At 34.3% G+C, this 12,968-nt stretch carries 12 protein-coding genes; 9 read left to right on the top strand and 3 right to left on the bottom strand.

Going from position 1 to position 12,968, the window contains the following annotated elements; genetic code table 11:
• Positions 1-18 precede the first annotated feature (18 nt).
• A complete protein-coding gene (locus KMW28_RS01920; protein WP_169664721.1) occupies positions 19-465 on the bottom strand; it encodes a hypothetical protein in 447 nt (148 codons plus the stop codon).
• 487 nt (positions 466-952) lie between these two features.
• On the opposite strand from KMW28_RS01920, the gene KMW28_RS01915 reads away from it, so the two are divergent.
• Genes KMW28_RS01915 through KMW28_RS01895 form a run of 5 tightly spaced genes read left to right on the top strand, consistent with a single transcriptional unit; the run spans position 953 to position 4,390 of the window.
• Complete coding sequence (locus tag KMW28_RS01915; protein ID WP_169664722.1) at positions 953-1,450, top strand: hypothetical protein; 498 nt, start codon at positions 953-955, stop codon at positions 1,448-1,450.
• 48 nt (positions 1,451-1,498) lie between these two features.
• Positions 1,499-2,029, top strand: coding sequence for a DUF5004 domain-containing protein (locus tag KMW28_RS01910; RefSeq protein ID WP_169664723.1), 531 nt, complete (start codon positions 1,499-1,501; stop codon positions 2,027-2,029).
• A gap of 36 nt (positions 2,030-2,065) precedes the next feature.
• Positions 2,066-2,857, top strand: a complete 792-nt coding sequence (pxpA, locus tag KMW28_RS01905) for a 5-oxoprolinase subunit PxpA (protein WP_215585783.1) — start codon at positions 2,066-2,068, stop codon at positions 2,855-2,857.
• Between the two features lies 1 nt (position 2,858).
• Positions 2,859-3,530 (top strand): 5-oxoprolinase subunit PxpB, encoded by a 672-nt coding sequence (pxpB, locus tag KMW28_RS01900; RefSeq protein ID WP_169664725.1) that lies wholly within the window; start codon positions 2,859-2,861, stop codon positions 3,528-3,530.
• Positions 3,527-4,390 (top strand): 5-oxoprolinase subunit C family protein, encoded by an 864-nt coding sequence (locus KMW28_RS01895; RefSeq protein WP_169664726.1) that lies wholly within the window; start codon positions 3,527-3,529, stop codon positions 4,388-4,390. The genes pxpB and KMW28_RS01895 overlap by 4 nt, the downstream gene beginning before the upstream one ends.
• A gap of 132 nt (positions 4,391-4,522) precedes the next feature.
• Here KMW28_RS01895 and KMW28_RS01890 read toward each other — a convergent pair whose 3' ends face one another.
• Positions 4,523-5,761: a T9SS type A sorting domain-containing protein gene (locus tag KMW28_RS01890; protein WP_183363954.1), complete on the bottom strand. Its 1,239-nt coding sequence runs from the start codon at positions 5,759-5,761 to the stop codon at positions 4,523-4,525.
• Positions 5,762-6,229: 468 nt separating this feature from the next.
• Positions 6,230-7,864 (bottom strand): L-glutamate gamma-semialdehyde dehydrogenase, encoded by a 1,635-nt coding sequence (pruA, locus tag KMW28_RS01885; RefSeq protein ID WP_066210580.1) that lies wholly within the window; start codon positions 7,862-7,864, stop codon positions 6,230-6,232.
• 252 nt (positions 7,865-8,116) lie between these two features.
• Between pruA and KMW28_RS01880 the strand changes: the two genes are divergently transcribed.
• From KMW28_RS01880 to KMW28_RS01865, 4 genes are all read left to right on the top strand, one after another.
• On the top strand, positions 8,117-8,578 hold the full coding sequence (locus tag KMW28_RS01880) for an N-acetyltransferase (RefSeq protein WP_169664728.1): 462 nt from the start codon (positions 8,117-8,119) through the stop codon (positions 8,576-8,578).
• A 485-nt stretch (positions 8,579-9,063) separates the two neighbouring features.
• On the top strand, positions 9,064-11,919 hold the full coding sequence (gene uvrA, locus KMW28_RS01875) for an excinuclease ABC subunit UvrA (protein WP_205958199.1): 2,856 nt from the start codon (positions 9,064-9,066) through the stop codon (positions 11,917-11,919).
• Positions 11,920-12,171: 252 nt separating this feature from the next.
• The gene (locus tag KMW28_RS01870) at positions 12,172-12,525 is read left to right on the top strand and encodes a DUF5684 domain-containing protein (RefSeq protein ID WP_066210586.1); all 354 of its coding nucleotides are present in this window, start codon (positions 12,172-12,174) and stop codon (positions 12,523-12,525) included.
• 58 nt (positions 12,526-12,583) lie between these two features.
• Complete coding sequence (locus tag KMW28_RS01865; protein ID WP_169664729.1) at positions 12,584-12,946, top strand: DUF5684 domain-containing protein; 363 nt, start codon at positions 12,584-12,586, stop codon at positions 12,944-12,946.
• The last annotated feature ends 22 nt before the right edge of the window (positions 12,947-12,968 follow it).

The following is a 12,968-nucleotide window of genomic DNA, read 5'->3' as shown; positions in this document are numbered from 1 at the left end:
TGTTAACCTTTTAAAATACTACATACCAGCATAAAGTGTTTTAATATTAGGATGAAGTGCAGGAGTAAACACAGCCTTTAACTGTCTGTCCTCTGTAATATACAAATGCATATTATTCAAACTACTTGTCCCAGGCTCAACTTCAAATTCGTAAGTAGACGATTCTCTACCAATATTATCTACTTTTTGTTCTTGAAGGTTCCATGAAAAATCAACAATTTCAGTTTCCATAACGAGACGTACAGAAACTAAACTATCACCTTGTCTAATTAAAGAAATGTAATTATCAGTATCGTCACTGATTTGTTGGGCTTCGCCATCACCGTCAAATTGAAAACTATTAATCACATACTGACCTTGTACTTGAGAAGCAACATCTATAGATAAATTTGAATCATCATTAGTAGTACATCCAATTAGAGAAAAAAGCAAAATAGTTAAGGCTGAAAGAACAGATAGTTTCATAATGTATATGCTTGGTGTACTATTAATACATATATATGATAGAAATAATTCTTTTTTAGTGAATAGAGTGAATTATCATACATGTAATGTATTGTTGATTTTTTAATATAAAACTTTAATCAAAAGAACATATTCGATTAATGGATATTCATTTTCTTTAAAATCACAATGTTAGTTTTTAGATAAAAAAGGAAGATAATCAATCATTTTTATTGATTCTTTTAACTTCTATACGCCTTAATTTATAATATCGCTATACAATGTTACAGGTAAATTTATTGATATTGAAGTGAGAACTGGATATTGATGAATAGAATAATATCACCCTATTTTTTAATAATTTATATTTTTATTACATATATTAGCACCGCAAACAAAGACCAATTCATAGAAAGAACTTACTTTTTTTTCAACTATTAAAATCTCTTACTGAACTGGTATTTATTTAAGCAAACAAATCATTTTTTATATTTTATTTAAACTAATCATGCTAAAAAAAGTAACTACAGCAATCTTCATTTTGCTAACTCTTAGTCTATTTTCATGTACAGAGAATGATAAAACTGAGGAAGAACTCGATCCTATCAAAGGCACTTGGCAATTAACTGCACTAAATGGAACATCAACAACCGATTGGGGATATACAGTTGAAACTACAAAAACTAAAGCGGTTAATATTAATGTGACCTATCAATTTCTCGACAATAATATCTTAATCGTTGAGGGAACTGCTGATTCGGAACAGTATGATGAAGAAGGAAACATAATTTTAACAGCAAGAGGTGTTCAACATAATCGTACAGATTATTGGGAAGTAAACGAAAGTCTTGATGAACTCTATTTTGCTATTGAAGGTGGATTTTTCGAAGAGTATTGGGAAATAACATCACTCACTCCTAATAAAATAGTAGCTAAACATGTTATGGAAAATGATTTTGGTGAGCTTTCTACTGAACATATCGTAATCATGGAGTTAGAGCGTTAATTCTTATTTTTTAAACAATCATTTTTTTATATTTTATTTAAACTAATCATGCTAAAAAAAGCGACTACTGCAGTTTTAATTGCACTTACTTTAGGATTATTCTCTTGTTCTGGAAATGAAACTGTAAGTGACCTTCTCAAAGAAAATCACCTCATTTATGGTACTTGGAACCTGAAAGCTGTTGAAAGCACTCAGAAAATATCCCTTATTGACGGTGATGAAGTAACAGAACTTCCTGATCAAATTGTGGTTTATGAGAATATCAATATCACAATGGAATTTAAAACTGACAAAACAGTAGAAACAAAAGGTACAACTGATATTAAGACCTTAGATGAAGATGGTAGTACAATTATTACTCTCTTAAACCAAGCTATTCTAGGTACTCAAAATTGGGACTTTGACGATGAGGAGAATATTATCATACAAGGTGCTGATGGATTACCTGAGTTAATGATTATTGATAAACTTACAGAAACAGAATTAGAGGTTACTAGTAATAAAGTTCAAGAAATCAACAATGGCTACTTTACACAAAAAGTAGAGGCTAATGCTCATATGAAATTAGAAAGACAGTAATCAATAATACATTGATTTTGAAACCACTTCAAGAAATTGAAGTGGTTTTTTATTTACTTTGCACAAATCACAACTATTACGCTATTGAAAAAAATTGATCTTAATGCCGATTTAGGAGAAGGTTTTCCATACGATGAACAACTTCTACGCTATGTTTCCTCTTGTAATATCGCTTGTGGTGGTCATTCAGGTGATACACAAAGCATGAGGTCTACCCTACTTCTTGCTCAAAAAAACAATGTAAATATCGGAGCACATCCTAGCTATCCAAATAGAGAGAATTTCGGAAGAAAAGTAATGGATATTGATGCAAAAACATTACTCTCCTCCCTCATCAAACAATGTGAGGATTTGATAAAAATTGCTACTGAACTAAATGTAAAAGTGAATTATATCAAACCACACGGGGCATTGTATAATAAAGCAATGAATGATAGCTCAACAGCTCAAATCATTATCAAATTGATAGAAAATTACAATGGACAGTTCGCTTTAATGGGTATGCCTAATAGTATTTTGGAAACACTTTGTAAGGAGAAAAACATCACTTTTATAAGAGAAGGATTTGCGGATAGACGCTATACTGCTAATGGAAAATTGGTTGCTAGATCAGAAAATCATGCCGTAATACATGATAAAGAAGATGTTTGGCAACAAGTAGAAGAGATCGTCAAAAACAAAAGAGTAATTGATGAAAATGATGAGTTCATTTCAATGCCTGTCGACAGTATCTGTTTCCACGGAGACACTCCTGAAGCTTTGGAAGAACTTCAATTTGTGTTTCAAAAGTTGTCTGAGGAAAACATTCAAATTCAATCGATTTTATAATATGGAGATCAAACAATTTGGGGAAAGGGCTTTGATCATTCAGTTTGAAAACATCATTTCTGAAGAAGTTCATCAAAAAGTAAAGGCGTATTATCAATATTTATCCAATAGGCATTTGGAGGGTATCACTTCTTTAATCCCTGCCTACACTTCAATTACTATTCAATTTGATGATGATTTAATCAACTTCTCTTCACTTTCTGAAATTATTCAATCCATTGATATTCATAAAAAAGAAAATCAACCACTACAACGTATAGTAGAAATTCCTGTATGTTATGATACTACTTTAGGGTTAGATTTAGAAGAGGTAAGCCAACAACTTGATGTATCCATTGATGAAATTATAGAATTACATACTTCAAATTTATATACCGTTTACATGTTAGGATTTTCGCCCGGCTTTATGTACTTAGGAGGCTTAGACCCTCGTTTATTTATTCCTCGTAAATCTACACCAAGATTAAAAATTCCTGCAGGAGCCGTTGGGTTGGCCGATCAACAAACGGGAATTTACCCACAGGCTACACCTGGAGGCTGGCAAATTATTGGTCAAACTCCTTTATCCATATTTGAAGTCAACCAGCCACCAAAAGTAAAAATGGGTGATAAAGTAAAGTTCGAAATCATCGACTTATCCACATTTCAACAGCTAAACCAGAATAACGTATGAGTTTCGAAATAATTGATGGTGGATTTCTCTCTACAATTCAGGACAATGGTCGTTGGGGAGTACAAGATCAAGGAATTCCTGTAAGTGGATTCATGGACGTGACCTCTGCCAATATCGCCAATGCTATATTGGGTAATGATCCCAATGCACCCATGATAGAAATGTGTATGAAAGGCATTACTTTATTGGCTCACATTCCATTTTCTGTCTCTTTTTATGGTGCCGATATGGAACTCAAAGTGAATGATAAAATCAATTCCCAAGGAAAAATCATCACTTTAAACCCAGGAGATCAGTTAAAAATAGGTTTTTCTAAAAAAGGCACCTACGGTTATCTTGCTTTCAAAGGAGTACTTGATATCCCTAAAATATATAACAGTGCCTCTACTTACCTACCTGCTAAATTTGGTGGATACTTTGGTAGAGCACTTCAAAAAGGGGATCGTATCACCTTGCTATGCCCTGAGCAATTACCCACAAGACACAGTGTTATTAAAGCCAGAAATATATCATCAGAAAATCTTTTGGAATGTTTTGTTGGCCCTGAATGGAATTTGCTGACCGATCAACAAAAACAAAAAGTTATCAACAGCGAATTCACAATATCAAAAGATATCAACAGAATAGGTTATCGATTAGAAGGTGAGAAAATAGAATTGGGAGATCAGAAGGAAATAATTTCCTCAGGAATGGTCAAAGGCACAGTGCAGTTAACAAGTGGTGGAGATTTAATTATTATGATGGCCGATGCACCCACCACCGGAGGTTATCTTAGAATATTGAACCTTAACAGCAAAGCCTGTGATAGTTTAGCACAGATGAATACAGGAGGAAAAGTAAAATTCAGCGTCACTAATTAAACTATTGTATAATTCCACGAGCGTTAGCTTAACATTTCACGTTTTTCATTTTTCACTTTACATTTTTAATTCAAAAAAAGGCCTAACCTTCCAAAGAAAGCAAGACCTTCATCTATATCTCTCTGAGATATTCTATTCAATAATCACCTTTCCTTTTTGAAAATTGTTGTTTCCATCGATTAGCTTATAAACATATATTCCTTTAGGTAAATTAGATATATCCAAACCTTGATATACATTCTCAAAAGAATAAACAGTTCCGTTAGTATTGATTAGTTGAAGTGTAGAAGTATTACCTAATGTACTGTTTTTAAAATAGAGGGTATTAGACGTCGGGTTAGGGTAAATAACTAGGTCTTTTTCTATTGAGTTGATTGTTGAAGTAATTCCTCCTTCTTCTTGATCATCTTTAATTTCAGAGTAAGAGTATATTTCTTTTTCAATAGGAATAAATTCGTTATTTGTAAAGCGATAGAATGTATATTGTTTAGCGAAATATTCCAATTGTCCTAGATTTCTGTCATTATAAGAATCCCATATATCTAAATTAAAGAAGTGTAAAGTTTCGGATCTTTTATAATCAAAATCAAATTCATACACTTTCTTCGAACTCAGTACTTTACCTGATACTAAAAAACTATAATTCATCACCACTAATTCATTATCATCATAAAGATATTCCGACAATGTATAGATATTTTCCATCCAACTGTCATTATCGAAATGTTTACTATATACTGTTTCCTTATTTAAACTTCCAACTTCATTATATTCTAAATATTTAATTTCCTCTTTCTCAAATTCCTGATGCTTCTCACTATCAAATATTGATTTCTCCACTTTGATTACCTGTTCTTTCTCATTGTAAAAGATATTATACCTCAAAGTTTGAAATAAATCACTATATCCCCCTTCTATGTAATCAATTTGTACTAACTGTTGGAAATCATTGTACTCATATTTAGTTACAAACCATGTCTCCTCTAAATCACCATCATACCAAGTATTCTCAACCTTTATCAATAATGAGTTATCATCATAGAATAACTTGTCTTCAGTACGATATTTACCTGATTCAGGTTCAAATATTAGCGAAGTCAAAAGATGATCAGAATATTCAAGTTTTATATTATCCTCTACAACAATTTCACCTTTATTATTTTTACTAAAGCCTGTTAGCCCTATGAGTTGATTATTTTTATACTGCCCTTCTATTCTAACATATCCATAATCATTAGTCCATTCCTCTTTTGAATCATCATAGATGAAAAATTCTGTTTGATCTAGCTTGTATTTATATGTTTGATTCAGCCTTGATGAACTATTATTTAATAGATAATTATTCGTCCAATTACTTCTTAGCATGGACATAAAACGGTTGTTTTTTTTACTATTAAATAAGTTTTGAGAAAAAGATGAACTTAAAAAGCTCAATACAAAAATACACGATAGAGTTAACCTTAACATGTTTGTTCTTAGTTTTAGTTTATGATGAATAATAGATTGTCTCTGTAGTTTAAAAATTGAATTCTTACCCCAAATTCTAAAAAATAAAATTGCTAGAGTCAGCAGTTTATAGGTTTAACATTGTTACTGCCAAAATAGTATTTTCTCTATTGAAGAGTAAGAGTTCTTAAAAATTGGTTTATCAAATCTAAGAAATTATTTAAAATGATCTAAATTTTCAAATTCAACCCGACATCTCACGTTTTTCACTTTTCATTTTTAATTAAAAAAAGGCCTAGCCTTCCAAAGAAAGCTAGACCTTCATCTATAGTAAAGTTCCAAATAAACAAGAAATCGCTTTTCACTCTTCCCTATTCACTCTTCACTTTAAATTTATCCCATGAATGGGTATTTGTAATCTGTTGGAGGAACAAATGTTTCTTTCAACGTTCTTGGAGTAGTCCAACGCATTAAGTTGATTGCTGAACCAGCTTTGTCGTTAGTACCTGATGCTCTAGAACCACCGAAAGGTTGTTGACCTACTACTGCACCTGTTGGCTTGTCATTGATGTAGAAGTTACCTGCTGCATTCGACAATTTGCTAGTTGCCAACTCAATCGCGTAACGATCTTGAGCGAAGATAGCACCTGTTAATGCGTAAGTCGAAGTATTGTTTACCAAGTACATAGCCTCATCGAAATACTCTGCATCGTAAACGTAGATAGTAACGATTGGTCCAAAGATCTCTTCTACCATAGATTCGTAGTTAGGATCCTTAGTTACGATGATTGTTGGCTCAACGAAATAACCTTTTGACTTGTCGTATCCACCACCAGCGATGATTTCACACATGTCAGAAGCATTCGCTCTGTCGATATAACCTGCACATTTATCAAATGACTTCTCGTTGATTACCGCAGTAAAGAAGTTTTTGAAATCATGTGGAGTACCCATGTGGTTGTTTTTGATATCGTTCGCATCGTCGATAATGTAACCTTTCACTTCATCCCACATGTTATTAGGAACATATACACGAGAAGCTGCAGAACATTTCTGACCTTGGAATTCGAATGCACCACGAGTAATTGCAGTGGCTAAACCTTTTGGAGTAGCTGATTTGTGTGCCAAGATAAAGTCTTTACCACCTGTTTCACCTACGATACGAGGGTATGTATTGTACTTTGCGATGTTGTTACCGATAGTAGCCCAAAGATCTTGGAATACGCCCGTTGAACCTGTAAAGTGAAGACCAGCAAATTCTGGGTGATTGAAGATCACATCACCTGCGTCTGGACCAGAAACATAAACAAGGTTGATTACACCGTCAGGTACACCAGCTTCTTTGAATACTTCCATCAATACGTTTGCAGAGTAAATCTGATCGTGTGATGGCTTCCAAACGATAGTGTTACCCATCATTGCAGGAGCAGTTGGTAAGTTACCTGCGATAGCCGTGAAGTTAAATGGAGTCAATGCGAAGATGAAACCTTCTAACGGACGGTATTCTAATCTATTCCACATGCCTGGAGCTGATTCAGGTTGATCCTGATAGATCTCAGTCATGAATTGAACGTTAAATCTTAAGAAGTCGATTAATTCACATGCTGAATCAATCTCTGCTTGGTGAGCAGTTTTTGACTGACCAATAACTGTTGCAGCATTAATTTTTGCTCTGTATGGTCCAGCTAATAAATCCGCAGCTTTCAAGAAAATAGAAGCACGGTGTTCCCAAGACAACTCAGCCCAAGCCTCTCTAGCGCCTAAAGCAGCGTTGATTGCTTGAGTTACATGGTCTTTATCGCCTTTATGATATTCACCTACAACATTTTGGTGATCGTGAGGAGATACACAAGTACCTAAATTGTCTGTTCTAACTTCTTGAGATCCAATGTACATTGGGATGTCAATTTTCTGAGATGACATCTCTTCGATTTTCGCTTGTAATTCTGCACGCTCAGGTGTACCCGGTGCATAGCTCTTGATCGGTTCGTTAACAGCTTTAGGTACGCTGAAAAATCCTTTTGCCATGGTAAATATTTATATTATGTAAATATGTGAATACTTGTATAGTATGTTGAGATTCCGTGGTTAGCGACATCTCTGTTTATAGTGTTACAAAAGTATGAATAAGAAGATGAAAAGCAATATTATGGACTAGTATCCTTAATGATTTTAAATTATTTAATTCCTTATTGACTTAAAGAGGCAATCAAATGTTCTTTTCTGACCTATATTTAGTTATTTTTATTCTTTGATTTTAATCACCTACAATATTAAACCATGCAATTCAGATCTTATCAATCAGAAGACAAAAACGATATCTTAAAAATATTTCATTCCAACTGCCCCAAATATTTTGATGTTAACGACGAGGAGTATCTAATCGATTTCTTAGACAATTATACCGATGAAAATTACTTAGTAGTAGAAAATAGTAATGGGGAAATCATTGGCTGTGGAGGTCATTACACCAAAGAAGATAGACACGGCATCGCATGGGTAATGTTCGAAAGTGGAAGTTTAGGAGCACCAAACCTTATCACTATCGCCAAAGCTTTTTATGGGGAAATGGAAAACAGAATCATCAAAGAAGGGAAAAATCTACCGATCTACATCAACACCACTCAACTTATGGAAAAACTCTTTAATTACTTTGGTTTCGAAACCTATGAGAAGATTAAAGATGGATTTGGAGAAGGGTTGGATGAGTTTAAGATGAAAAAGCAGGTAGCAGGGAGCTAATTTAACGCTCGTTTTTAAGTAAGAAGTAAGAGGGAAGAAGTAATGCTGGCGCAAATGTTAAGCGATAGCGACATTTGTGCCCATAAACGTTAGAGGTCTCCTGACCTCGTTTTTTAACTAAGGAACTAAGGAACTAAGGAACTAAGGAACTAAGGAAAGGTATTTCGCTAATGAACTCAAATCAAAATCTGATATCATTTTTTCCCCATATTAAACCACTCAAATTCTACCAATGTGTTCGAAAAATGGGTTATACGAAAAAACACTTTTAACTAGTTACACGAACCACACCTACTACCTACTACCTAAAATTATTTCAAACATCAAAAAACCAAGAGATAAAACCACCCCCTCAAAAGAAACCCACCCTTCCTATTCCTAATTCATTGTATTTTCACTAATTTAGATATTCTAAAAGTTATCAACATTTTCAATCAGTGTGTTGATAGCTTGTTCACTGTCGTTTCATCATCATTTCTATCACATTGAAGCAGCAATCAGAAGCCTACGTTGAAGAGGAAATCGCCATTTATGGTGCGAGAGAAAATAACCTAAAGAATTTTGACCTTACATTTCCAAGAAATAAGCTGGTAGTTATTACTGGGGTTTCTGGAAGTGGGAAATCATCCTTAGCATTCGATACTATATATGCTGAAGGTCAGAGACGTTATATGGAAAGTTTCTCTGCCTATGCCCGTTCCTTTATCGGAAATATGGAGCGTCCTGATGTCGATAAAATCGAAGGATTGAGTCCTGTGATTTCAATTGAACAAAAGACTACATCAAGAAATCCGCGTTCGACGGTGGGTACTACTACAGAGATTTATGATTTTCTCCGTCTACTTTATGCTAGAACAGGTGAAGCATTCTCTTATGTGACTGGTGAAAAAATGATCAAGCAGTCAGAAGATCAAATTATTGAGTTTCTGATGAGTCATTTTGATGAACAAAAAATGGTGATACTTGCTCCTGTGATTAAAGGTAGAAAAGGTCATTATAGAGAACTTTTTGTTCAACTGCGCAAGCAAGGTTACAGTAAAGTGAGAATCGATGGTGAGATACAAGATCTTGTACCCAAAATGCAGGTCGATCGATACAAAACTCACGATATTGAGGTGGTTATCGATCGTGTAAAAGTGGTAGAAAAAGATCGTTTCCGAATTGCTCAGTCTATAAAAACAGCAATGAAGGAAGGAAAAGGTATTATTGTATGCTTCTTCCCTGATGCTCCTAAAAAAGAACAAGTGAAGTATTTCTCTAAGTTTTTGATGGACCCAAAATCAGGAATTTCCTACGATGAACCTGCTCCTAACATGTTCTCCTTCAACTCTCCTTACGGTGCCTGCCCAACGTGTAATGGCTTGGGAGAAATTGAGGAAATTACGAAAGAAGCAGTCATTCCAGACGATAGCAAAAGTATTTTCAGTGGCGGAATCGTTCCTCTTGGTGAATATCGTGATATCTATATTTTTAAGATGATCGAACAACACCTTAAGCAAAGAGGCTTTTCGTTAACTACTCCAATAAATGAGCTAAGTGATGAAGCCATTGAGGTTGTACTTTACGGCTCTGACGAAGAAATTGAGGTACTGAGTGCCAAAGATTCCAAATACGATAAAGCATGGATTACGCAGTTTGAAGGGGTAATTCCATTTTTAAAACGCCACGCCAATAGTAGTTCTGATAAAGTGAAAAACTGGGCGGAGGAATTTACGATCATCAAAAAATGTCCCACTTGTAATGGACAACGATTAAAGAAAGAATCACTGCATTTTAAAATTGCAGGTAAAAATATAGCTGAGTTAGCAGAAATGGATATCAAGGCTTTTGGTGATTGGATCAATAATGTGGATCCTGATTTAACTGAAAGGCAAAAGACCATTGGTGCAGAAGTTTTAAAAGAACTTCGCAAACGTACCGGCTTTTTGATAGACGTAGGTCTAGATTACCTCACGTTAAATAGATCTTTAAAAACACTTTCTGGTGGTGAAGCCCAACGTATTCGTTTGGCTACTCAGATTGGTACTCAGCTTGTCGGCGTATTGTATATTTTAGATGAACCAAGTATCGGTTTACATCAAAGAGACAATGTGAAGCTAATTAAAGCCTTACAAGATCTTAGAGATTTAGGTAACTCCGTAATTGTGGTAGAACACGATAAAGACATGATGCTGGCCTCAGATTATATTTTGGATATTGGTCCAAAAGCAGGCTTACATGGCGGTAATGTCGTTGCTGCAGGAGAACCATCATCATTCCTAAAACAACATACTACCACTGCCGACTACCTAAGCGAGAAATTGGCTATTGAAGTTCCTAAGCAAAGAAGAAAAGGAAGTGGTAATGTTATCTCCCTCAAAGGAGCAAATGGTAACAACCTAAGAAACGTTTCTGTCGATTTTCCTTTGGGTAAAATGATTTGTGTTACGGGTGTATCTGGATCGGGTAAATCTACACTAATTCATGATACATTATATCCAATTTTAAATCAGAAAATCTATAAGTCGAAGAAGAATCCTAAAGAATACGAGTCGGTAGAAGGACTAAACTTTATCGATAAAGTCATTGAGGTAGATCAATCACCTATCGGTAGAACACCTCGTTCCAACCCTGCCACTTATACTGATATGTTCTCTGAAATTAGATCTTTGTTCACAAATCTACCCGAATCGAAGATTAGAGGATATAAACCTGGCCGATTCTCTTTTAATGTAAAAGGAGGTCGTTGCGAAACTTGTCAAGGTGCAGGTAAAAAGTTAATCGAAATGGATTTCCTTCCGGATGTCTATGTCGATTGTGAAGACTGTAAGGGCAAACGTTACAATAGAGAAACACTAGAGATTCGTTATAAAGGAAAATCGATTTCCGATGTTCTAAACATGACAGTGAATCAAGCAGTAGAATTCTTTGAGGCCTATCCAAAAATTCTTAGAAAGTTGACGGCATTAAAAGAAGTGGGATTAGGATATATCACTTTAGGCCAACATGCCACAACCTTATCAGGTGGTGAAGCACAAAGAGTGAAACTAGCGACAGAGTTATCAAAGAAAGATACTGGTAGAACATTCTACATTCTTGATGAACCTACAACGGGTCTTCACTTCGAAGATATCCAACATCTATTAAATGTATTACAGCAATTAGTAGAAAAAGGAAATACGGTATTGGTCATCGAACATAACCTTGATGTGATTAAAGTATCGGATTATATCATCGATCTTGGTCCAGAAGGAGGAAAAGGTGGTGGACAAATCATTGCGAAAGGTACTCCAGAACAGGTCGCAAAAAGCAAGAAAAGCTACACTGCCAAATTTCTTAGAGATGAATTGAAAAATTCTTAAGATAAATGAATGATTATTCGCTTTTATCAACAAAACGGCGAATATATTATCGAATTTTTGGATGATTAGGGTAATTATTTGTATTATCGAAATATTGACTCTATATTTGAGATACCAACCAATTCAATTATCATTTCTTACTTGAGTATAAACTCAGGAAAAAAAGCACTTTGATCACGAAGATCAAAGTGCTTTTTTATTATATTGTATGATATATTAAATTTCAATTTAACTAACTATAGCTCTCTTACTATGGAAAACTCATATGGTATTATGGGAACGATTATTTATATCGCAGTAATCGTTCTGTCCATACTTGCGTATTGGAAACTTTTTGAAAAAGCTGGTAAACCCGGTTGGGCATCTATTATCCCAATCTATAATGCAATTGTACTTTTAGAAATCGTAGGCAAACCATGGTGGTGGGTTCTATTATTTTTAATCCCTGTGGTGAACATCATTTTATTTATTTATGTCACACACCTTTTTGCTACTAGTTACGGAAAGGATATAATCTATACTATTGGATTACTTTTACTACCCTTCGTTTTTGGAGTGCTAATGGCATTTGATAATGATACAAGATATGTTGGTCCAACAGGATGATCATTAATAAAAAAGCCAATAAAGATAATTTCTTTATTGGCTTTAAAACTTTTGAAATATGAACTTTGATTTTAATAACATCTTCCCTTTATTATTCTTCCTATCATTAATTATCACATTAATTTCAACTTGGTCACTTTTTGAAAAAGCTGGTAAACCAGGTTGGGCTGCATTTATACCTATATATGGTGAAATTGTACTATTAAAGATTGTAGGAAAACCTTGGTGGTACATTTTCTTTTTATTTATTCCCATCATCAATATACTGATATACATTTATATCAGTACCTTATTAGCAAAGAGCTTTGGTAAAGGAACTATATTCAGTGTAGGGCTCTATTGTTTACCAATTATTTTTGTCCCTTATCTAGCTTTTAATAGGTCATCAAAGTATTTAGGACCAGCAGGAACTTATGCATAAAAAAAGCAATAAGAATTAACCT

This window comes from Flammeovirga yaeyamensis (assembly GCF_018736045.1).
Classification (GTDB): Bacteria; Bacteroidota; Bacteroidia; order Cytophagales; family Flammeovirgaceae; genus Flammeovirga; species Flammeovirga yaeyamensis.
The sequence above is the reverse complement of the archived record's forward strand: the minus strand, read 5'-3'. Positions and strand labels throughout refer to the sequence as shown.

What these genes read in the sequence shown, in the direction of transcription:
- pxpB (WP_169664725.1), top strand. Translation starts at nt 2,859, where the DNA reads ATGGAGATCAAACAATTTGGGGAAAGGGCTTTGATCATTCAGTTTGAA.
- KMW28_RS01915 (WP_169664722.1), top strand. Translation starts at nt 953, where the DNA reads ATGCTAAAAAAAGTAACTACAGCAATCTTCATTTTGCTAACTCTTAGT.
- KMW28_RS01880 (WP_169664728.1), top strand. Translation starts at nt 8,117, where the DNA reads ATGCAATTCAGATCTTATCAATCAGAAGACAAAAACGATATCTTAAAA.
- KMW28_RS01910 (WP_169664723.1), top strand. Translation starts at nt 1,499, where the DNA reads ATGCTAAAAAAAGCGACTACTGCAGTTTTAATTGCACTTACTTTAGGA.
- pruA (WP_066210580.1), bottom strand. Translation starts at nt 7,864, where the DNA reads ATGGCAAAAGGATTTTTCAGCGTACCTAAAGCTGTTAACGAACCGATC.
- KMW28_RS01920 (WP_169664721.1), bottom strand. Translation starts at nt 465, where the DNA reads ATGAAACTATCTGTTCTTTCAGCCTTAACTATTTTGCTTTTTTCTCTA.
- KMW28_RS01890 (WP_183363954.1), bottom strand. Translation starts at nt 5,761, where the DNA reads ATGTCCATGCTAAGAAGTAATTGGACGAATAATTATCTATTAAATAAT.
- KMW28_RS01895 (WP_169664726.1), top strand. Translation starts at nt 3,527, where the DNA reads ATGAGTTTCGAAATAATTGATGGTGGATTTCTCTCTACAATTCAGGAC.
- KMW28_RS01865 (WP_169664729.1), top strand. Translation starts at nt 12,584, where the DNA reads ATGAACTTTGATTTTAATAACATCTTCCCTTTATTATTCTTCCTATCA.
- KMW28_RS01870 (WP_066210586.1), top strand. Translation starts at nt 12,172, where the DNA reads ATGGAAAACTCATATGGTATTATGGGAACGATTATTTATATCGCAGTA.